The sequence below is a fragment of the Mesorhizobium sp. M0678 genome, from assembly GCF_040320505.1.
GTDB lineage: Bacteria > Pseudomonadota > Alphaproteobacteria > Rhizobiales > Rhizobiaceae > Mesorhizobium.
The window spans coordinates 1-20,088 of sequence record NZ_JAMYPT010000018.1 but is presented as its reverse complement, the minus strand read 5'-3'; the positions used below and the strand labels follow the sequence as shown (position 1 = coordinate 20,088).

Below are 20,088 nucleotides of genomic sequence, written 5' to 3'. Positions count from 1 at the left end.
CACCGGGCTGTCAGGATGGTTCGGCTATTTTGCAGCGGCTTTATTGACATCATGCCCTGTTATGTCCAATTGTTCAATAACCTTTGAACTAAGGAAATTGCCATGGATAAGCGCCTCATCTGGCTTGCGCTCGGATCGTTCACGATTTCGACCGAAGGTTTCGTCATCTCCAGCCTTTTGCCCGACATTGCAAAGGATGCCGCCATCTCCGTTCCGCTCGCCGGCACGCTGATCACCGCGTTTGCGCTCGCCTATGCGATCGGCACGCCGATCCTGGCAACGCTGACCGGCGAATGGGACCGGCGCCGCGTCATCCTGTGGACGCTGGTGTTCTTCGTGTTGGGCAACGTCGCCGCGGCGCTAAGCTCCTCCTTCGAATTGCTGTTGATCGCGCGCATCGTCATGGCGCTGTCGTCAGGCTTGTTCGCGGCGACCGCACAGGGAACGGCCGTTGCGCTTGTCGACGATCATCACCGCGCCCGCGCCATTGCCGTGGTCGTCGGCGGCACTACGGTTGCGGTCGCGGTCGGAGCACCGCTCGGCGCGCTCGTTGCGACGGTTGCCGGCTGGCGCGGCACCTTCTTTGCCATCGCCGGCCTTGGTGCGCTCGCCGGCGCGATCCTGTGGTACCGGCTGCCGCGCGGCATCGTCGGCACCAGGCTGCCGCTCCGGATGCGGTTGGCAGCGGCACTTCGCCCCGGCGTCATGCCTATCCTGGTGACGACCATCCTGGCCCTGATCGGCGCCTTCACCGTCTTTGCCTTTGTCGCGCCGCTCGCGATCGAAGGCGGCGGACTGAACCCGATCGCGCTTCCCGGAATGCTGCTCGCTTTCGGCGTTGGCGCGGTCATCGGCAATATCGGCGGCGGTCAGGCCGCCGACCGTTTCGGCGCGACGCGCACCGTCTGCTGGTCACTGGCGCTGAGTGCCGCGATGCTGGTCACGTTTTCGCTGATCCCGATGTTCCTGCCGCGCGAGATCGCCGGGCCGGCATTGATGGCCATGATGGTGCCGTGGGGCATCGTCGGCTGGGCATTCCCGCCGGCGCAGGCCAGCCGCATCATCAAGCTGGCGCCCGATGCCGCGCCAATCGTGCTGTCGCTGAACGCTTCGGCGCTCTATCTCGGCGTGGCACTGGGTGCCGTGGTCGGCGCCGCGGTGCTGCGCTATGGCGCACCGGCCGACCTCGGCGTGGTCGCGGCGGCATTCCCGATCGTCGGTCTGGGCGTCGTGCTGGCGGGCCACCTGGCGGCGCGTCCGGTGGCGATGCCGGCCGAGTAAGGCTTGTTAGCAAAGCTTGGCTGCCGGCCGCCGATAGTTCAAGTCGCGGCGGCGGTGCGTCAAAATCCAGCGCGGCGATTTCGTCCAGTGCCGAATTCTGGGAAGTTGCCGGAAGCGACCTCGCCGACGTTCCGCAAGAAATCGTCATGACCGCCGACGATCTGGTCGATGCAGCGCTGGTTGGCCTGGAAAAAGGTGAAGCATTCACGGCACCGGGTCTTGCCGATATTGCCGGGGGGGTGCCTTTCTTCGCGTCCGCAAGGTTTCTTCGGCAGCCTGCTGGCCGGCAAGCCGGCGGCGCGTTACGCTGCCTGACATGGCTAAAGACTGATCTTACGCTGTCCGCCACATCGGGATGATCGAGGCGGCCAGCAGCAGGCCAAGCACGGCGTTGAGCATGCGCCACTGCCGCTCGGTTCGCAGCAACCGGGCGAGCAGCGTGCCCGCCACGCACCACGCCGCCAGCGATAGGGCCGCTGCAAGGCCGAAGACCGTGCCGAGCAGCACGGCGAGCTGCAGCGGCCCGTTGGCGAGCGCGGCAAAGGATGCCGCCGCTCCCAGCCCCATGGCCCAGCCCTTTGGGTTCATCCATTGCAGGCCGGCGCCGCCCAAAAAGCTGTTCGGCTTTGCCATGGCCACGTCCAGGTTGGGCGGACCGCTGCGGCCGATCTTGAGGGCAAGCCACGTCAGATAGAGGGTACCGGCCATTTTCATTGCCAGTTGCAGCGAAGGAGCGGCAGCCAGCAGACTGGCGAGCCCGGCAGCACCTGCCGCAGCCACCGTGGCCAAGCCGGCCGCACTCCCGGCCATCAGCGGGATAGAGCGGCGAAAGCCGAACTGCGCGCCGGACGCCGTCGATAAGGTCGTGGCCATGCCGGGCGTTGAGGTTGAGACCAGCGCGAACAGGACGAGCGGAAGGACGGTTTCAAACATGCTGCTTCCTTTGAAGCCTGCACGGTAGGCTGTTTGGCTCATCAGTAAATGCAATGTTTGCTATGATCTGTATTAGCAAATATAATAGCCGGATGCTCCGCAACCTCGATACTGCCCTGGTTCGAACCTTCGTCACCGTTGCCGACAAGGCCAGCATGACGGCGGCGGCCAACGCGCTGCATTTGACGCAAGGTGCCGTCAGCCAGCAGATCAAGCGTTTGGAAGAGGTTCTCGGCTGCAGCCTGTTCGATCGCGATCCGCGCGGATTGCGATTGACCCGCTCCGGCGAGCGATTGTTCGGCAAGGGCAAGCGCCTGCTTTCCCTCAATGACGAGATCCTGGCGGAGATGGCGGGCGATGCGGTTGCCGGTCAGGTGCGGCTCGGGGTGCCGTACGACCTTGTCGGCACCTTGCTTGCGCCGGTGCTGAAGGCCTATGCCGAGGCCTATCCGCAGGTCGAGATCTCGCTTGTCTGTGCTTCGTCGCCAGAGTTGGCCGCAGCCTTGGCGACCGGCACTATAGAGCTCGCGGTGATCGAGGAGCCGATCGGTCGGTCGGCCGGTGAATGCCTTGTTGTCGACCGGCTGGTCTGGGTCGGCGCCAAAGGCGGCGCCGCCCGCGGCAAGCGGCCCTTGCCGGTTTCGATGGTCGCCGAGACCTGTGCGTTCCGCCCGGTGGTGCTGGAGGCGCTTAACGAGCATGGGCTGGAATGGCGCACCGTATTCGAAAACGGCAGCATCGACGCGACGACGGCGACGGTGCGTTCGGACTTGGCCGTCACCACCTGGTTGGCGTCGACCGTGCCTGTCGACCTCGACATTTTGGCCAACGATCCGGAGCTGCCGTCATTGCCGAATTTTTCGATCAATCTGCATTTGCCGAAGCACGACGTCGCGCCGGCTGCACTGGCATTCGCGGGCCACCTCCGCGATGGGTTGGCAGGGCGACGAGAGGCGGCTTAAAAACAGCAAAAAGGACGGCCAGTGTTCAGCCGTCCTTGATCGCCCCGCGGCATCTACTTCCAGTTCTTGCGCCGCTCGATCTCGGCTTCGGACGGCTGCTCCGTGGCAAATGACCCGGTCTTGATCTCGCCGGAGCGTTCATAGCTCGCCATGAGGACGCCGGTGGTCGATGCCTGCGAACGGGTCAGCTTGAAGGCGGCAGGTATCGTGCCGCTGCCGAACAGTTTTTTGCCCTTGCCCAGCACCAGCGGGAAGATCAGCAAGCTGATCTCGTCGATCAGGTCATTGGCGAGCAAGGTCTGGATCAGCTCGCTCGATCCCTGAATGAGCAGGTCGGGGCCGTCCTCCTGCTTCATCCGGCGCAACGTCGCCACGACATCGCTGCCGAGCGGCTGGCTGTTTTGCCAGGACAGCGAATCCGGCCTGTGCGTCGCCACATATTTGGTGACGGCGTTGAAGCTGTCGGCGATCGGATCATTCTTCTGATAAGGCCAGTGGGCGGCGAAGATGTCGTAAGTCTTGCGGCCGAGAAGCAGCGCGAACGGTTTTGAAAACGTCTCGCCCATCGCGGCGCCCATCACATCGTCCCAGTAGTGAAACGTCCAGCCGCCGAAATTGAAGCCGCCGACAGGGTCCTCTTGCGGGCCGCCGGGCGCCTGCATGACGCCGTCGAGGCTGACGAATGTTGCGGCGATGATCTTCCTCATTGGAGCTCCCTTTCCCTGATCCGTGCCGTCATGGCCGGAGTTCGAGCCAAGGACGGGCGAACGGACATTTATCCGACAGCGGCCGGCAAATTTCCAGGGTTGGAAGGGCGGATGACTGCCGACCTTATCGTCTCAGCTTGGAGCCGAGAACGCTCAGCCCAAGCCAACGACCGTATCGTAGAGCAGCTTGAAGTTGAGCACCAGGATGAGCCCGGCGACCACCCAGGCCAGCACGGCAACGGCGCGGGAAATGGCGAAATTGCCCATCTTGCGCTTGTCCGAGACGAACTGCACCAGCGGTACGACAGCGAAGGGGAGCTGCATCGACAGGATTACCTGGCTGAAGACCAGCAACTGGCCGGTTCCCTTCTCGCCATAGAGCGCGGTGACCACCACCACCGGGATGATGGCGATGCCGCGCGTCAGCAGGCGGCGCGCCCATTGCGGGATGCGCAGCCGCAAGAACCCTTCCATCACGATCTGGCCGGCGAGCGTCGCCGTCACCGTCGAGTTCAGGCCGGAGGCGAGCAGCGCTACGGCAAACAGGATGGAAGCGATGCCGAGGCCAAGCAGCGGCGACAGAAGCTCGAAGGCCTGGCCGATCTCGGCAACGTCATGATGACCGGTGCCGTGGAACGCCACCGCCGACACGATCAGGATGGAAGCATTGACGAACAACGCCAGTATCAGCGCGATGGTCGAGTCGGTCGTCGCCCATTTGATGGCGTCGCGCTTACCGCGATCGGTGCGCTCATAGGCGCGGGTCTGCACGATCGAGGAATGCAGATAGAGATTGTGCGGCATCACCGTGGCGCCGATGATGCCGATGGCGATGTAGAGCATGGCCGGATTGGTGACGATCTCGGACGACGGCACGAACATCGCGTGCAGGATGGAGCCGACCGGCGGGGCGGCGGCAAAGATCTGAATGGCGAAGCAGCCGAAGATGATAATCAAAAGCGCTATGATGAAGGCCTCGAGGAAACGGAAGCCCTTGTTCATCAGCAGCAGCAGCAGGAAGGCATCGAGCGCGGTGATAATGGCGCCGCCGATCAGCGGAATCCCGAACAGCAGTTGCAAGGCGATCGCCGTGCCAATGACCTCGGCCAGGTCGCAGGCAATGATGGCCAATTCGCAAGCGACCCAAAGCATGAAATTGACCGGTCGCGGATAATAGGCGCGGCACGCCTGCGCAAGGTCGCGGCCGGTGGCGATGCCGAGCCGGGCGGCGAGTGCCTGCAGCAGGATCGCCATCAGGTTCGACAACATGATGATGAAAAGCAGCGTGTAGCCGAATTGGGCCCCGCCGGCGAGGTCGGTCGCCCAATTGCCCGGATCCATATAGCCGACCGAAACCATGTAGCCCGGCCCCATGAAGGCGAACAGCCGGCGAAGCCAGATCCCCGAGTGCGGCACCGCGATCGTTGCGTTGACTTCGCGAAGGCTGGGCTGCTCGTCGTCCTCCGGGCGGGCAAATCGCCACATGGACCGGGGGGCTGAGGTGGCTTCGGCTTCCGACATGAAATGGCTTTCCGCTGGAACGATCGATGTTGTCTCCTTATCTATGCCACGGCTGAACATTATGCAATATGCTATATTTCATTGTCTGAGCTTTTTCTTGTGGCCGCTTGGCCGTGCGGCCGGAACGGCAGTGAACGCCGGTTGCGCCGGCCACCGAATGGAAATAAACGGCCAGAACCAATAGGGTTCCGTGTTATGACCGCAATGTCGATTCAAACTGCCGGGAGGAGCGCGTATTGGCGCTGAAGAAAAGACCGGTTCCTCGCGAAAAGCCGCTGCCTGACGCAGAAATCCACTCGGAAGGCTTCAGGCAGACGCGTGAAGCGCGCCGCAGCGCGCTGGTCGAGGATTATGTCGAGCTCATCGCCGACCTGATCGAGGATGGCAACGAGGCGCGCCAGGTCGATATCGCGGCACGGCTCGGCGTCGCTCAGCCGACGGTGGCGAAAATGCTGACGCGGCTGTGCGCCGACGGGCTGGTCTCCCGGAAGCCTTATCGCGGCGTGTTCCTGACCGATGCCGGCCGCAAGGTTGCGGAAGAGAGCCGCATTCGCCACCAGACCGTCGAGGCCTTCCTGCGCTCGCTCGGGGTCAGCGCCGAGACGGCGCGCATCGACGCCGAGGGCATCGAGCATCATGTCAGCGCCGAGACGCTCGAAGCCTTTCGCAAGGCAATAATCGCCGCCCGCTGAAAAGCACGGCCAGCGTATCTCTTCGCGCGACTCTCGCTTCCCATGAGCAGGGTGAACGGCACAGACCTTGCGATGTCTCGGCCAGAGCAGGCAAGCGTCAGCAAGCATTGCTTGTTCGCACGAAAAATACTGTGACTTGGCGTAACCGTTGAGATAATTGTTGTCGTGTCCGATCGAACCGGGACACGGCCCGATCGGCCGGAAAATTGCATCACGGGGGTTGCCATGCTCTGGAAGGGCCGTCGTCAGAGTGACAATGTCGAGGACGAGCGCGGCCAGAGCGGCGGGCTTGGCGGCGGGCCGGGGCAGTTTCGCATCCCGATCGGCGGTCGCGCCGGCGGCGGCGGCATGTCGGGCATTATCATCGTAGGGTTGATTTTCCTGGCAGGGTGGTATTTCGGCTTCGACCCGAGTCAGATCCTCGATAACAGCGGCTTGCAGCCCGGCGGCGGCCAGATCACCGACAATAGCGGCGAGCAAGACGGCGGCACCGGTGCGCCGGCATCCGACGAGATGAAGCAGTTCGTGTCGACCGTGCTGGCCGAGACCGAGGATACCTGGACTGGTATTTTCCAGTCCGAGGGCCTGACCTATCAAGATCCAAAACTGGTCCTGTTCAGCGGCCAGATTCGCTCCGCCTGCGGTTCTGCCTCGTCAGCGGCCGGACCATTCTACTGTCCCAACGATCGCAAGGTCTATCTCGACACCACCTTCTTCCAGCAACTCGATCAGCAGTTCGGTGCCTCAGGCGATTTCGCACAGGCCTATGTGATTGCGCATGAGGTCGGCCATCACGTGCAGAACCTGGTCGGCATCCTGCCCAAATTCAACCAGATGCGGCAGAGCATGGGCGAAGCGGACGCCAACCACATGTCGGTGCAGGTCGAGCTCCAGGCCGACTGCTTTGCCGGCATTTGGGCACATTTCACCGGCCAGAAGGGCATTTTGGAGCAGGGCGACATGGCGGAGGCACTGAACGCCGCCAAGCAGATCGGCGACGACACGCTGCAGAAGAAGATGCAGGGCTACGTCGTGCCGGAAAGCTTCAACCACGGAACGTCGCAGCAGCGGCAGACCTGGCTGGCGCGCGGCTTCCAGAACGGCAAGCTTTCGGACTGCGACACGTTCAACAACCCGATCTGAACCGCCGGTTTTCTCGCTAATCCGAGAGACTGGATCGCAGTCAGGGGATGTCAGGATGAAAGCACTCGGCCCGTTCCCTCATTGTTCCCAGCGATGTGCTCGCCTATAAGGTGTGTTCCCGTTCGCTCGGGCGGCCCGAGGAGATATACCATCATGATAGACCCCAAAACCGCCAGGCGGGGCCTTGCGCTTGTTTTCACCACCCTGCTGCTCGACATCATCGGCTTCGGCATCATCATGCCGGTGCTGCCGGCCTATCTCAGGGAATTGACCGGCGTCGGCATCAGTGAGGCGGCTATCGAGGGCGGCTGGCTGTTCTTCGTCTATGCGGCGATGCAGTTCGTTTTCGCACCAGTGATGGGCGGGTTGAGCGACCGGTTCGGGCGGCGGCCAATTCTGCTCGCCTCGGTGCTGACGTTCGCTATCGACAATCTGATCTGCGCTATCGCCTGGTCCTATCCGATGCTGTTCATCGGCCGCGTGCTGGCCGGCATTTCCGGCGCCAGTTATTCCACGACATCGGCGTTCATTGCCGACATCTCGACCGACGAAAATCGTGCGAAGAATTTCGGGCTGCTCGGCATTGCTTTCGGCGTCGGCTTCGTCATAGGGCCGGTTCTGGGCGGGTTGCTCGGCACGTTCGGGCCGCGTGTGCCGTTCTATTTCGCTGCCGGGCTTGCTTTCGCAAACTTTCTGATCGCGCTGTTTCTGTTGCCGGAAACACTTGATAACAAGCACCGTCGCCGCTTCGAGTGGAAACGCGCGAACCCGGTCGGCACGCTCGTCCAGATGCGCAACTACGAAGGTATCGGCTGGATCGGACTTGTCTTCTTTCTGATGACGCTGGGGCACATGATGTATCCTGCGGTCTGGTCGTTCGTCTCCAGTTATCGCTATGGCTGGAGCGAACAACAGATCGGCTTCTCGCTCGGCGCTTTCGGCCTGTGCGGGGCGATCGTCATGGCGACAGTCCTGCCGCGCGTGATCCCTAAGCTTGGCGAGTGGAAGACGGCGGTAATCGGTCTGGCATTTACCGCACTCAGCGCCTTCGGCTACGCCTTCGCGTCACAAGGCTGGATGATCTATGCAGTGATCGTCGTTGGATGTCTCGAGGCGTTGGCCGACCCGCCGCTCAGAAGCCTGGCGGCCGCCAAGGTGCCACCTTCCGCCCAGGGCGAACTCCAGGGCGCGATGACCTCGATCTTCTCGATCACCTCGATCATCACGCCGCTGCTTTATACGGCGATCTTTTCCTGGTTCACGGGGCCGAGCGCGCCGGTGGTTTTCGGCGGTGCCCCGTATCTGCTCGGCGCGATTTTCCTCACGCTGGCGCTCGTCGTCTTCGTCACCAGGGTGGCCAAGCCGACGCCGAAGGAAGTCAAACGCATGCACGCGCAGGAAGCGGTGACAGACGGGGCTTGATCGGCGCCGGGAGCCCGGCCGGCGCCGTCAATCAAATCCGTTTTTACGCATGCGCTAAACACGCTCGGCCAGTGCCGGCTCGCCGCGCTTTTCGCGGATGAGATTGACGAAGCGGCGAAACAGATAGTGCGAATCCTGCGGGCCGGGCGAGGCTTCGGGATGATGCTGGACCGAGAAGACCGGCCTGCCGGTGAGCGCAATGCCGCAATTCGAACCGTCGAACAGCGAGACATGCGTTTCCTCGACGCCGCTCGGCAATGAGTCGGCGTCGACGGCAAAGCCATGGTTCATCGAGACGATTTCGACCTTGCCGGTGGTGTGATCCTTGACGGGATGATTGGCGCCGTGGTGGCCCTGATGCATTTTTGCGGTCTTGCCGCCCAGCGCCAGCGCCAGCATCTGGTGGCCGAGGCAGATGCCGAAAAGCGGGATTTCGGTCTTCAACAGATCCTGGATGACCGGAACGGCGTAGTCGCCGGTGGCTTCCGGATCGCCAGGGCCGTTGGATAGAAAAATGCCGTCGGGCCGCATCGCCAGGATCTCCTCGGCGCCGGTTTTTGCCGGCACCACAGTGACCTTGGCGCCGAGGCCGGCCAGCAGGCGCAATATGTTGCGCTTGACGCCGTAGTCGACGGCAACGACGTGCATCGACGGATCAGCCTGTTCGCCAAAGCCCTCGTTCCAGACCCAGGGCGTCTCGCGCCAGACCGAGGACTGGCCGGAGGTCACCTCCTTGGCGAGATCAAGCCCGATGAGCCCTGACCATGCGGCGGCGCGGCGCTTGAGGTCATCGACGTCGAAGATACCGTCGGGCGCGTGCGCGATGACGGCATTGGGCATGCCCTTTTCGCGGATCAGCGCGGTCAGCGCCCGCGTGTCGATGCCTGAAAGTGCGACGATGCCGCGCTTCTTCAGCCACTGGTCGAGACCGGTTCCGGCGCGGTAATTCGACGGGTTGGTGACATCGGCCTTGAACACGGCGCCGACCGCGCCGGCGCGGGCCAGCGGGTTGAGGTCCTCGATGTCTTCGTCATTGGTGCCGATATTGCCGATATGCGGAAAGGTGAAAGTGACGATCTGGCCGGCATAGGATGGGTCGGTGAGTATCTCCTGGTAGCCGGTCAGCGCGGTGTTGAAGCAGACCTCGGCGACGGCGGAGCCGGTGGCGCCCAGACCGCGGCCCTCTATGACAGTGCCGTCGGCCAGCACCAGCAGGGCTGTCGGCCTCTCGCTGGCCCAAGGGGGGGTCGACGCGGCTGTCATCGTTGCCATGGCGGCACTCCTAAAGGTCGCGCCCTCAGTCGGCGCAACAAAAGGCGCGAAGCGGCGATCTCACAGCCTCGGCGCGCTAAGTTTTCATTTGTGCCTGTCGTTGCCCAAAACCGCTACGCATTTTTGGGCGACGTGCACTAGAATTCAATTCATGCAAGGCCCAGTACATAGGGGAAGGCGCCAAGGCGGTCAATGATGCCGCGCCGTGCGTGCCTGGATTTATTTCGTCGAATAATATCAGCGGTTTGCCGGACGCTATCGAATTTGCCTTGAGCTATCGGCACGACTATTGTCCGCGGCATTCGAAGGAGAAAGCACCATGCGAGGCAAAATCGCCGAATCCCTGAAGAGTGCGATGAAGGCGCAGGACAAGCGCCGGCTGCCGACATTGCGGCTGATCCAGGCGGCCATTCATGATCGCGACATCGCCAATCGCGGCGCCGGCAAGGAGCCGGCCAGCGACGACGAAATCCTGCAGATCCTGGCCAAGATGGTGAAGCAGCGCGAAGAGTCGGCCAAGGCGTTCGATGACGGCAAGCGGCCGGAGCTTGCAGCGCAGGAGCGCGACGAGATGGCCATCATCCGCGACTTCCTGCCGACGCAACTGGGTCAGGCCGAGACGGAAAGCGCCGTCCGTTCCGCCATCGCCGAGACCGGCGCCAGCGGCGTCAAGGATATGGGCAAGGTGATGGCGGCGCTCAAGGAGAAATACGCCGGTCAGATGGATTTTTCCAAGGCGAGCGGCATCGTCAAGAGCCTGCTTCAGTAAGCTGCCGAAGGCCCTTGCCGTCGCGCCCGCAATCCGGCAGCCAAAAGCTCGCGCCCGTGATCGAACTCGTCAAACCGGCGCTTGAACACCTGCCGTCCTACAAGGCGGCCCTCGAGCGCGGCTGGTCGCCGGACAATGTGCGGCTGCTCGACACGACGCGCGAGCAGCTTGCGGCTATCGAAAAGGATCCAGCGACTTTCCTTGGCGATCTCGACGATTCCGATGGCAAGGGACCGCCGATCACCTTGCCCGACGGTTCGACAGTGCCGCGGCTGCCCGGATTCCGGCGCTGGATCTGGGACGGGGAAGTCGCAGGCTCAATCGGCCTGCGCTGGCAGCACGGCACCGCGGCGCTGCCGTCGCATGTGCTCGGCCACATCGGCTATGCGGTGGTGCCGTGGAAACGGGGACGCGGCTATGCGACCGAGGCGCTGCGGCTGATGCTGGTGGAGGCGAGGGCGGTTGGCCTGCCCTTCGTCGAAATCACCTGCAAGCCTCACAATGTGCCCTCGCAGAAGGTCGTTCTGGCCAATGGCGGCCGGCTCGTCGGGCGTTTCTTCGAGGACGCTGCCTATGGCGGCGCGGAAAGCCTGCGCTACCGGATCGATCTGTAGCCCTATTCGGCGGCAGCCGGCAGCGGCGGCGCAGCCCGGCTTCGCCATTCCCAGACATGCGAGGCAAGCGCAACCGCGACCGCGACCAGCATGGCGATCGCGCCAACCACCGGCAGGCTGCGATAGCCATAGCCGGCATTGAGCATCGCCGCGCCGAGCGATGCGGCGAGCGCGATGCCGACATTGAAGCCCGACGGGATGAGCGACGAGGCAAGGTTGGACGCGTCCGCGGTCCAGGTCAGGATGCGGGTCTGGATCGGCGTGCCGATGGCAAAGTTGAGGCCGCCCCAGACGAAGATCGCTATCACCATCGGCAGCGGGTAAGGGCTGACAGCGTAGATCAAGGCGAGCATTGCCGCCTGTAGGAAAAGCATGGCGATGAGCGACGGCATCAGCTTCCAGTCGGCGAGCCGCCCGCCGACGAAGACGCCGATCGTTGCGCCGACCCCATTGAGCAAGAGCACCCAAGGTATCCATTTCTCGTCGAGGCCTGTGACCTCAAGCAGCGTCGGCGTGATGTAGGTGAACAGGCCGAACTGGCCGATCATCAGCATCAGCATAATAATGAGCGAGGTCCAGACCTGCTGGCGTGCGAGCACGCGGACCTCGCTTCCAAGGCTCGCCGACGGGCTCGACGATCCCGTCTTGCGCGGCAGCAGGGCGCCGATTGCCGTGAAGGCCACCACACCGAGCGCGCACATCACCCAGAATGTCGCATGCCATCCCCAGATGTTGCCGATTGCCGTGCCGGCCGGAACGCCGATTACGTTCGATACGGTGAGGCCGGACAGGATCAGCGCCACCGCCATGCCGCGCTGGTCTTCGCGCACGAGGCCGACGGCCACCACCATGGCAACGCCGAAATAGGCGCCATGCGCCACGGCCACCGCTATCCGCAACAGCAGCATCGAGGCGAAGTCGGGCGCCAGCGCGCAGGCGGCCTGGCCGATGGTGAAGGCTGCAGTCAGTCCAAGCAGCAGGGCCTTGCGGGAGAACCTTTTGGTGGCGAGCGCCAGCAGCGGGCCGCCGACTGCAATGCCGCCGGCATAGCCGGAAACGAGATAGCCGGCGGTCGGGATCGCGACGCCAAGGCCCTCCGCCACCTGCGGCAGCACGCCGGCGATGACGAATTCGGTGGTGCCGAAGGCGAAGGCGGCAATGAACAGGGCAATGAGGGGGAGCATGGCGGACTGGCGATCCTCGGATAAGGTCGCCTCAAACCACGGATGAGGGCAGCGGGCAATCCAGAAATTGTCGACGCCGCTTTAGCTTTTCTTGATCGCCGGTCAGGCGCCCGCCGCGGAGGCAAGAGCTAGGCGGCTGCCTTCCTTCCATAAGGAATTTTCAGCCACGCTCGCTCGTGAAGATAGTAGAGCAGCGACTTGGTGACGACCTCGGTCAGGCCGATGGCCGCGGCGAGCTTGATGCTTCCGGTCACGACGAGCGAAATGATCATCGTGTCGATGGTGCCGGTGACGCGCCAGGAAAGCGCTTTGGCGAAGCTGCGAGAATGGGTGTCCATCGACTTTCCTTGCGGTAGATGCGGCGATCTTTAGCCGACAGACAGGAGGTGGCGCAAAGATAATTTTTGCGCATTGGCCCACAGCAATTTTCATAGGCGATGTTCTGAAGCTACCCGGCCTGTGGACGCAATCTATCCAGCCTTCAGCCGCGAACCGGTGAGCAGGCCGCGCTCCTCAAGCACGGGATAGGCCATCGAGGCGAGCAGCGAGTTGATCTGCTTGAGGTCGCGAATGGTGTCTAGATGAATGGAGCTGGTCTCGACGCTCTTGGGGGTGCCGTCGCGCAGCCGCACGAAATGGCTCTGGCTGGTTTCCTTCTCGCGGTCGCGCAGCCGGTCCTTTTCCAGCACCAACTGGCGAGCGGTCTCCGGATCGCGGGATACCAGCACGTTGAAGGCAAGCCTGGCATTGGCAAGCACCAAGCCATGGAAGGCGCAAAGCTCACGCCAGCCTTCCGGCGTGAACTCCAGCCCGCGCTCGAATTTCTTCTTCACGTGGACCAGCATGTTGCGCACGATGATGTCGCCGACCTGCTCCAGCTTGACGCAGGCGCCGATCAGCTCCTGGCAACGCAGCGCCTCGTCCTCGCTCAACGGGTTCTTGGTGACCTTGGCCAGATAGAGCTTGATCGCAGCGTGCTTCCTGTCGACACGGTCGTCGAGTGCGGCCAACGCGCCGATCTTGTCGGCATCGGCGCTCTCATAGAGCTCGATGATCCGTTTCAGCATGATCTCGACCGTTTCGCAGACCCGCACCACCTCGCGGGTGGCGTTGGCCAATGCCTGGCTCGGCACGTCGAGCGCACTTTCGTTGAGCGCCGAAAGCTCGACGACGTCGAGCGCGTTAGCTTCCTGGGGCTTGGTGCCCAACGCCACGATCCTTTCCGAGGCGCGATAGACCAGGCTCGCCAGCGGTAGGCCGGCGATCAGGATCAGGATGTTGAAGACAATGTGGGCATTGACGATCTGCTCGGGCACCGTGCTGCCCAAGAAGGCGACCGGCGGCTTGAACGTCAGGAACAGGATCAGCATGATCAGCGAACCCATGCCGCGCATCAGGAGATTGCCGATCGGCACGATACGAACGCCGGGTTCTGCGTTGCGGGTTAGAAGCGGCGCGATGATCGAAGAGCCGAGATTGACACCGAGCACCAGCACGATGCCGAGTTCGGGCGGGATGAAGCCGCGGCCGGCCAGCGTCACCATCAGCAGCACCGCGGCGATCGAGGAATGGAACAGCCAGGTGACCAACGCCGCCAGAAGATAGGCGGTGACCGGATCGCCGGAGAAGTAATCGACGATGAGCGGCATCAGCGTGCTCTGGCGCAGTGGCTCCGACGCCTGGCCGATCATCTCCAGCGACAGAAGCAGCAGGCCGATGCCGACCAGGATGCGGCCGAACTGGCGCCAGTCGCGCCGCTCGGTGGCCATGAACATGACGGTGCCGGCGACCAGGCAGATCGGCACCAGCAGCGACAGATCGAAGGTGAGCAGCTTGACCACCAGTGCTGAGCCGATCTCGGCGCCGCGCACCGCAAGCTGGCCCGACATGCCGCTGACAATACCGGAGCCGGCGAATGAGCCGACCAGCAAGGTGACGGCGGTCGAGCTTTGCAGCGCGACAGCCAGGCCGCAGCCGGCCAGAACCGCCATGAACGGATTGCGCATTGTGGCGCGCAGTTTGTGGCGCAGCACATCGCCATAGGCGCGCTCGACGCCGGTCTTCACCAAACGGGTGGCAAACAGCATCAATGCGACCGCACCGGCAAGGTGCAGCAAAACGACAGAGCCACTCATGCCCGACCCCGCAACCCAACAGATGCCAGCGACGCGGGCGCCGTGACGTCAAGGGTGCAAAAGTGGGCGCGAATCGTGGACATTGCAGAGGTTGATATTACTCCGATTTATTTTAGCCGAATAATAAATTTTGCCCGGTTCCGACGCCTGTTGGCACGCGACGGAGCGTGTCGGAAATGGATGGCTGACAAAATGGTTGCATAGACTGCGGAGTTGCGGCGGGTCATGCGTCCATTCGCGGATGCCAGCTTTAAAGGTAGCGCTGAATTAGTCGTTCTAAATATAAGAAATCATTACGAAAACGTAATCTCGGTGTTCAGTTTCGGTTCATCCGTCCGGCTCTATTCCCTAGGCATCGACAACCAAGGAGTACCCGCCATGAAACGCGTCGTTCTTTCCGCCATTGCCTTCTCGATGCTGGCTGCAACCACCTGGCAGGGCCAGGCTGCACCTCTGAACACACCAAACGCGCCGCAGTCGAACTACAGCCAGGTCGACTGGCAAAGGCCCGGCAGGCATGTCGACGTGAACAAGCGCGTCGTAGTGAAGAAAAAGATCGTCGTGAAGCGCAGCCATTGGCGCAACGGCCAGAGATATTCCAGCTGGAAGCGTCACCAGCCGATCCGCGACTATCGCCACTATGGCCTGCGCCGTCCGGGTCCCGGGCAGGAATGGATCCGGGTCGGCAACGACTATCTGCTGGTCAGCGTTCTCTCCGGCCTGATCTTCGGTGCTATCGCCGCGCAATGAGCCCGGAACGGCTGACCGCGCTGCGTCGGTTTAGATCGAGAAGGCGGCCCGCGGGCCGCTTTCTCTTTTTGGCCTGTGAAAACCGGGTATGATCGCCATTAGGAGTCGTCGGGCTTCGCCCGTGTGATTATATGGAGGCCAAACGGGCTGTCCCCCCATGCGCTTTCCACCTGCTTTCCTCGACGAGATCCGCGACCGCGTGCCGATTTCTTCGGTGATCGGCCAGCGCGTCGCGTGGGACAGGAAGAAGACTAACGCGCCGCGCGGCGACTATTGGGCGTGCTGTCCCTTCCATGGCGAGAAGAGCCCGTCCTTCCACTGCGAGGACAAGAAGGGCCGCTACCATTGCTTCGGCTGCTCGGTTTCGGGCGACCATTTCAAGTTCCTGACCGAACTTGACGGGATGAGCTTTCCTGAAGCGGTCGAGAAGATCGCCGACATGGCCGGCGTGCCGATGCCGGTTCGCGATGCCCAGGAGGAGCGGCGCGAAAAGGAACGCGCCAGCCTGACTGACGTCATGGAGATGGCGACGGCGTTCTTCCAGGAACGGCTGCAGGGACCGGAAGGGGCAAAGGCCCGCGCCTATCTGCGCGACCGGGGGCTGACACCGGCGACGCAGCAGTCTTTCCGCCTCGGCTATGCCCCCGACAGCCGCAATGCGCTGAAGGAGCATCTTGCCGCCAAGGGTGTCCCCAAGGCCGACATCGAGGCGTGCGGGCTGGTGCGCCATGGCGACGACGTCCCGGTTTCCTATGATTGGTTCCGCGACCGCATCATGTTCCCGATCCCGGATTCCAGGGGCAAGATCATCGCCTTCGGAGGGCGGGCACTGGCGCCGGATGCGCTGGCCAAATATATGAACTCGCCCGATACGGAGCTCTTCCACAAGGGCAACGTGCTCTACAATTTCGCCCGTGCGCGGCAAGCACTGGGAAAGGGGGCGCTGGCCAAGGGCGGCACCGTCATTGCCGTCGAAGGCTACATGGATGTGATCGCGCTGGCGCAGGCCGGCTTCGAAAACGTGGTGGCGCCGCTCGGCACCGCGTTGACTGAAAACCAGCTCGAACTTCTATGGCGCATGGCTGGCGAGCCGGTGCTGTGCTTCGACGGCGACCAAGCCGGGTTGAAGGCAGCGTGGCGCGCCGCCGACATGGCGCTGCCGGCGGTCCAGGCAGGCCGCTCCGTGCGCTTCGCCCTGCTGCCGGAGGGCAAGGATCCCGACGATCTGGTCAAGGGTGACGGGCCGGATGCGTTCCGCGCCGTGCTTTCCGAGGCGCGGCCGCTGGCCGACCTCTTGTGGATGCGCGAGACCGCCGGCGGCATCTTCGACACGCCGGAACGGCGGGCGGAGCTCGAAAAGACGCTACGCGAACTGACCAGCCGCATCCGCGACGAGAGCCTTCGCTATCACTACCAACAGGAAATGCGCGAGCGCGTGCAGAGCTTCTTCGGTGCCCAGCGCGGACGCCAGGGACGTCAGGACGGACGGCCCGGTGAGCGCTTCCCGGGCAGGGTCTCAGCACCCGGCGGACAGTTTGCACGTGGCGGCGGTGCCGGTGGGCGCACCGCGATCACCGAAAGCCTCGGCCGCTCGGCGCTGGTCAAACGCGGCGGCGAGGGCATGTCGGTGCGCGAGGCGACGATCATTGCGGCCCTCGTCAACCATCCCGTGCTGATCGACGAGAATTTCGCCCATGTCGAGTTCCTCGATCTCGCCAATTCCGATCTGAAGCGGCTGCATGCGGCCATCCTCGACGCCATGGCGCACGATATGGCCAACAACCGCGAGGCTGTAATCGCGACGATCGAGCGGGCCGGCTGCGGTGAGATCTGGCAGCGCGCGGTGGCGCTGATCAAACGTGCGCGGCAATGGCCGGCGCTGGAAACGGCAGCACTCGACGATGCTCGCGATGCGTTCAGCCAAGCTCTCCACTTGCAGCGCAGCGCGCGCACCTTACATAAGGAGCTGAAGCAGGCGGAAGCAGCGCTCGCCAGCGATCCCACGGACGAAAATTACCGGCACCTGGTCGAAATCCAGGCGCAATTTCGTGATGTGCAGGCAACGGAAGCGCTGATCGAAGGGTTTGGCGTATCGTCGGGCAGAGCTGGGCGCGTTTAGATCGAAGCCTCCAGAAGACTGAAATGTAAGGCCGTGCTTGCGCGTTGAATCAAGCGTGCGGTGCTCTAAGTCGGGTAATTGATTCGCTTTTTTCATGCGAATCATGCGAGAGGCGCTTGACCTTCCGGCAGAATGGCGGAATCAGGTCGATTCGAAACGTTAACCCGCCCCGGCATCGACGGGAATGCAGCGATGTAAGGTACTGATCACTGGACAGGCAGTCAGCTTGCCACAGATATCAGGGTTAATCTGGACTTAACGAGAGATGCAGTTACTGGCCCGGTAAAGCGCGTTCTGGAAGGAGCGCATCCAATTTGACCGGACCGGCAGCTTACGCGGCTTTGATACTCAGCCGCTTGGAGAAAATAAAGACTATGGCGACAAAAGAAAAGGAAGAAGTCGAGACCGAACGCGAGGCCGCGACCGATGGCCCTCTGCTCGACCTTTCCGACGATGCTGTCAAGAAGATGATCAAGGCCGCCAAGAAGCGCGGTTATGTCACCATGGACGAGCTGAATTCGGTGCTGCCCTCGGAGGAAGTGACCTCCGAGCAGATCGAGGACACGATGGCCATGCTTTCCGACATGGGCATCAACGTGGTCGAGGACGACGAGCAGGGCGAGGAGCCCGAAGCCGCCGACACCGCCGCTGATGCCGAGGAAGACGCCAACGAGCTCGCCGAGCAGACCGGCACCGCCGTCGCCGCCACCACGACCAAGAAAGAGCCGACCGACCGAACCGACGATCCGGTCCGCATGTATCTGCGCGAGATGGGCTCGGTGGAGCTTCTGTCGCGCGAGGGCGAAATCGCGATCGCCAAGCGCATCGAGGCCGGCCGCGAGACGATGATCGCGGGCCTTTGCGAAAGCCCGCTGACTTTCCAGGCCATCATCATCTGGCGTGACGAGCTCAACGAATCGAAGATCCTGCTGCGCGAGATCATCGACCTCGAGGCGACCTATGCCGGGCCGGAGGCCAAGCAGGCGCCGGTTGTCGAGCGTATCGAGGAAGCCAAGACCGAGGAAAAGTCGCGCCGTTCGCGCGAGGACGAGGACGACATCACCAATGTCGGCGGCGACACGCGTGGCCTGGTGGACGACGACGAGGAAGACGATGACGAGGCGAGCCTGTCGCTGGCGGCCATGGAAGCGGAACTGCGCCCGCAGGTGATGGAGACGCTCGACGTCATTGCCGACACCTACAAGAAACTGCGCAAGCTGCAGGACCAGCAGGTCGAGAACCGGCTGGCCGCCGCCGGCACGCTGTCGCCCAGTCAGGACCGCCGGCTGAAGGAATTGAAGGACCAACTGATCAAGGCGGTGAAGTCGCTGTCCTTGAACACGGCGCGCATCGAGGCGCTGGTCGAGCAGCTCTACGACATCAACAAGCGCCTGGTGCAGAACGAAGGCAAGCTGTTGCGGCTGGCCGAAAGCTATGGCGTGCGCCGCGAGGAATTCCTCAAGGAATATCAGGGCTCGGAGCTCGATCCGAACTGGACCCGCTCGATCGGCAATTTGACTTCGCGCGGCTGGAAGGAATTCACCAAGAACGAGAAGGACGCCATCCGCGACCTGCGCGCCGAGATCCAGAACCTCGCCACCGAGACGGCGATTTCGATCCAGGAATTCCGCAAGATCGTCAACCAGGTGCAGAAGGGCGAGCGCGAAGCCGCGATCGCCAAGAAGGAAATGGTCGAGGCCAATCTGCGCCTCGTCATCTCCATCGCCAAGAAATACACCAATCGCGGCCTGCAGTTCCTCGACCTGATCCAGGAAGGCAATATCGGCCTGATGAAGGCGGTCGACAAATTCGAATACCGCCGCGGCTACAAGTTCTCGACCTACGCGACGTGGTGGATCCGGCAGGCGATCACCCGTTCGATCGCCGACCAGGCGCGCACCATCCGCATTCCGGTGCACATGATCGAAACGATCAACAAGATCGTGCGCACCTCGCGCCAGATGCTGCATGAGATCGGCCGTGAGCCGACGCCGGAAGAACTGGCGGAAAAACTCGCAATGCCGCTGGAAAAAGTGCGCAAGGTGCTGAAGATCGCCAAGGAGCCGATCTCGCTCGAAACGCCGGTTGGCGACGAGGAGGATTCGCATCTCGGCGATTTCATCGAGGACAAGATGGCGATCCTGCCGATCGACGCGGCGATCCAGGCCAATTTGCGCGAGACGACGACGCGCGTGCTGGCCTCGCTGACGCCGCGCGAAGAGCGCGTGCTCAGAATGCGCTTCGGCATCGGCATGAACACCGACCACACGCTTGAAGAGGTCGGCCAGCAATTCTCGGTCACCCGCGAGCGCATCCGCCAGATCGAAGCCAAGGCGCTGCGCAAGCTCAAGCACCCGAGCCGGTCGCGCAAGCTCAGAAGCTTCCTCGACAGCTGAGGCCGGGTGACGGATAAGCAGTTTCAAGGGCGCCGGTGGCGCCCTTTTCCGTTTGGGCAGAGGCGATCACGATTGAACGCGCCGCTCTGTCGGTAGCTTTTCAAGTTGTCCGGTTTTTGTAGCACATCAGATGTCCGCTTCTGTTTGTTGCAGGAGGTGCGTCGAAGCGGTTCACGCCGCACTCCTGA

18 protein-coding genes are annotated in these 20,088 nt (G+C 62.8%); 11 read left to right on the top strand and 7 right to left on the bottom strand.

From position 1 onward, the window contains the following. Positions 1 to 102: 102 nt before the first annotated feature. Positions 103 to 1,281 (top strand): MFS transporter, encoded by a 1,179-nt coding sequence (locus tag NKI29_RS25185; protein WP_352457527.1) that lies wholly within the window; start codon positions 103 to 105, stop codon positions 1,279 to 1,281. 146 nt (positions 1,282 to 1,427) lie between these two features. After that, the gene (locus NKI29_RS25180) at positions 1,428 to 1,640 is read left to right on the top strand and encodes a hypothetical protein (RefSeq protein WP_352757110.1); all 213 of its coding nucleotides are present in this window, start codon (positions 1,428 to 1,430) and stop codon (positions 1,638 to 1,640) included. On the opposite strand, the gene NKI29_RS25175 is transcribed toward NKI29_RS25180, so the two are convergent. Continuing rightward, positions 1,615 to 2,214 (bottom strand): LysE family translocator, encoded by a 600-nt coding sequence (locus NKI29_RS25175; RefSeq protein ID WP_352567933.1) that lies wholly within the window; start codon positions 2,212 to 2,214, stop codon positions 1,615 to 1,617. The two genes, NKI29_RS25180 and NKI29_RS25175, sit on opposite strands and share 26 nt — an antisense overlap. Before the next feature lie 92 nt (positions 2,215 to 2,306). Between NKI29_RS25175 and NKI29_RS25170 the strand changes: the two genes are divergently transcribed. Further along, entirely contained in the window at positions 2,307 to 3,176 is an 870-nt protein-coding gene (locus tag NKI29_RS25170) for a LysR family transcriptional regulator (RefSeq protein ID WP_352797503.1), read from the top strand. 53 nt (positions 3,177 to 3,229) lie between these two features. On the opposite strand, the gene NKI29_RS25165 is transcribed toward NKI29_RS25170, so the two are convergent. Together NKI29_RS25165 and NKI29_RS25160 are read right to left on the bottom strand one after the other, a co-directional pair. After that, entirely contained in the window at positions 3,230 to 3,883 is a 654-nt protein-coding gene (locus NKI29_RS25165; RefSeq protein WP_352797501.1) for a dihydrofolate reductase family protein, read from the bottom strand. A 153-nt stretch (positions 3,884 to 4,036) separates the two neighbouring features. Beyond that, complete coding sequence (locus NKI29_RS25160) at positions 4,037 to 5,404, bottom strand: Nramp family divalent metal transporter (protein ID WP_352450711.1); 1,368 nt, start codon at positions 5,402 to 5,404, stop codon at positions 4,037 to 4,039. A gap of 236 nt (positions 5,405 to 5,640) precedes the next feature. Between NKI29_RS25160 and mntR the strand changes: the two genes are divergently transcribed. From mntR to NKI29_RS25145, 3 genes are all read left to right on the top strand, one after another. Continuing rightward, entirely contained in the window at positions 5,641 to 6,096 is a 456-nt protein-coding gene (gene mntR, locus NKI29_RS25155) for a manganese-binding transcriptional regulator MntR (RefSeq protein ID WP_023678308.1), read from the top strand. A gap of 225 nt (positions 6,097 to 6,321) precedes the next feature. Then, entirely contained in the window at positions 6,322 to 7,239 is a 918-nt protein-coding gene (ypfJ, locus tag NKI29_RS25150) for a KPN_02809 family neutral zinc metallopeptidase (RefSeq protein ID WP_352683791.1), read from the top strand. A gap of 153 nt (positions 7,240 to 7,392) precedes the next feature. Continuing rightward, the gene (locus NKI29_RS25145; RefSeq protein WP_352705376.1) at positions 7,393 to 8,661 is read left to right on the top strand and encodes a TCR/Tet family MFS transporter; all 1,269 of its coding nucleotides are present in this window, start codon (positions 7,393 to 7,395) and stop codon (positions 8,659 to 8,661) included. 54 nt (positions 8,662 to 8,715) lie between these two features. Here the strand turns inward: NKI29_RS25145 and carA are convergent, their stop codons facing one another. Continuing rightward, positions 8,716 to 9,933, bottom strand: coding sequence for a glutamine-hydrolyzing carbamoyl-phosphate synthase small subunit (gene carA, locus NKI29_RS25140; RefSeq protein WP_084641355.1), 1,218 nt, complete (start codon positions 9,931 to 9,933; stop codon positions 8,716 to 8,718). A gap of 319 nt (positions 9,934 to 10,252) precedes the next feature. On the opposite strand from carA, the gene NKI29_RS25135 reads away from it, so the two are divergent. Both NKI29_RS25135 and NKI29_RS25130 read left to right on the top strand, forming a co-directional pair. After that, entirely contained in the window at positions 10,253 to 10,702 is a 450-nt protein-coding gene (locus NKI29_RS25135; RefSeq protein WP_023678304.1) for a GatB/YqeY domain-containing protein, read from the top strand. A gap of 56 nt (positions 10,703 to 10,758) precedes the next feature. Further along, the gene (locus tag NKI29_RS25130) at positions 10,759 to 11,316 is read left to right on the top strand and encodes a GNAT family N-acetyltransferase (protein WP_352757111.1); all 558 of its coding nucleotides are present in this window, start codon (positions 10,759 to 10,761) and stop codon (positions 11,314 to 11,316) included. 2 nt (positions 11,317 to 11,318) lie between these two features. Here NKI29_RS25130 and NKI29_RS25125 read toward each other — a convergent pair whose 3' ends face one another. The 3 genes from NKI29_RS25125 to NKI29_RS25115 all read right to left on the bottom strand — a co-directional run bounded on the left by NKI29_RS25125 (position 11,319) and on the right by NKI29_RS25115 (position 14,635). Then, on the bottom strand, positions 11,319 to 12,500 hold the full coding sequence (locus NKI29_RS25125) for an MFS transporter (RefSeq protein WP_023678302.1): 1,182 nt from the start codon (positions 12,498 to 12,500) through the stop codon (positions 11,319 to 11,321). A 128-nt stretch (positions 12,501 to 12,628) separates the two neighbouring features. Continuing rightward, on the bottom strand, positions 12,629 to 12,838 hold the full coding sequence (locus NKI29_RS25120) for a DUF2061 domain-containing protein (RefSeq protein ID WP_023678301.1): 210 nt from the start codon (positions 12,836 to 12,838) through the stop codon (positions 12,629 to 12,631). Between the two features lie 132 nt (positions 12,839 to 12,970). Next, complete coding sequence (locus NKI29_RS25115; protein ID WP_023678300.1) at positions 12,971 to 14,635, bottom strand: Na/Pi cotransporter family protein; 1,665 nt, start codon at positions 14,633 to 14,635, stop codon at positions 12,971 to 12,973. Between the two features lie 378 nt (positions 14,636 to 15,013). Here NKI29_RS25115 and NKI29_RS25110 point away from each other — a divergent pair, with 378 nt between their 5' ends. The 3 genes from NKI29_RS25110 (at position 15,014) to rpoD (ending at position 19,900) form a co-directional block, all read left to right on the top strand. Further along, positions 15,014 to 15,385, top strand: a complete 372-nt coding sequence (locus tag NKI29_RS25110) for an RcnB family protein (protein WP_352567922.1) — start codon at positions 15,014 to 15,016, stop codon at positions 15,383 to 15,385. 157 nt (positions 15,386 to 15,542) lie between these two features. Further along, positions 15,543 to 17,504, top strand: coding sequence for a DNA primase (dnaG, locus tag NKI29_RS25105; protein ID WP_352567921.1), 1,962 nt, complete (start codon positions 15,543 to 15,545; stop codon positions 17,502 to 17,504). 374 nt (positions 17,505 to 17,878) lie between these two features. Then, positions 17,879 to 19,900, top strand: coding sequence for an RNA polymerase sigma factor RpoD (rpoD, locus tag NKI29_RS25100; protein WP_023678297.1), 2,022 nt, complete (start codon positions 17,879 to 17,881; stop codon positions 19,898 to 19,900). The last annotated feature ends 188 nt before the right edge of the window (positions 19,901 to 20,088 follow it).

Excerpts from the sequence above, each read along its gene's own strand:
- NKI29_RS25110 (WP_352567922.1), top strand. The coding sequence starts at position 15,014 with ATGAAACGCGTCGTTCTTTCCGCCATTGCCTTCTCGATGCTGGCTGCA.
- carA (WP_084641355.1), bottom strand. The coding sequence starts at position 9,933 with ATGGCAACGATGACAGCCGCGTCGACCCCCCCTTGGGCCAGCGAGAGG.
- ypfJ (WP_352683791.1), top strand. The coding sequence starts at position 6,322 with ATGCTCTGGAAGGGCCGTCGTCAGAGTGACAATGTCGAGGACGAGCGC.
- NKI29_RS25175 (WP_352567933.1), bottom strand. The coding sequence starts at position 2,214 with ATGTTTGAAACCGTCCTTCCGCTCGTCCTGTTCGCGCTGGTCTCAACC.
- NKI29_RS25135 (WP_023678304.1), top strand. The coding sequence starts at position 10,253 with ATGCGAGGCAAAATCGCCGAATCCCTGAAGAGTGCGATGAAGGCGCAG.
- dnaG (WP_352567921.1), top strand. The coding sequence starts at position 15,543 with ATGCGCTTTCCACCTGCTTTCCTCGACGAGATCCGCGACCGCGTGCCG.
- NKI29_RS25145 (WP_352705376.1), top strand. The coding sequence starts at position 7,393 with ATGATAGACCCCAAAACCGCCAGGCGGGGCCTTGCGCTTGTTTTCACC.
- NKI29_RS25180 (WP_352757110.1), top strand. The coding sequence starts at position 1,428 with ATGACCGCCGACGATCTGGTCGATGCAGCGCTGGTTGGCCTGGAAAAA.
- NKI29_RS25185 (WP_352457527.1), top strand. The coding sequence starts at position 103 with ATGGATAAGCGCCTCATCTGGCTTGCGCTCGGATCGTTCACGATTTCG.
- NKI29_RS25120 (WP_023678301.1), bottom strand. The coding sequence starts at position 12,838 with ATGGACACCCATTCTCGCAGCTTCGCCAAAGCGCTTTCCTGGCGCGTC.
- rpoD (WP_023678297.1), top strand. The coding sequence starts at position 17,879 with ATGGCGACAAAAGAAAAGGAAGAAGTCGAGACCGAACGCGAGGCCGCG.
- NKI29_RS25115 (WP_023678300.1), bottom strand. The coding sequence starts at position 14,635 with ATGAGTGGCTCTGTCGTTTTGCTGCACCTTGCCGGTGCGGTCGCATTG.
- NKI29_RS25165 (WP_352797501.1), bottom strand. The coding sequence starts at position 3,883 with ATGAGGAAGATCATCGCCGCAACATTCGTCAGCCTCGACGGCGTCATG.
- NKI29_RS25160 (WP_352450711.1), bottom strand. The coding sequence starts at position 5,404 with ATGTCGGAAGCCGAAGCCACCTCAGCCCCCCGGTCCATGTGGCGATTT.
- NKI29_RS25125 (WP_023678302.1), bottom strand. The coding sequence starts at position 12,500 with ATGCTCCCCCTCATTGCCCTGTTCATTGCCGCCTTCGCCTTCGGCACC.
- NKI29_RS25170 (WP_352797503.1), top strand. The coding sequence starts at position 2,307 with ATGCTCCGCAACCTCGATACTGCCCTGGTTCGAACCTTCGTCACCGTT.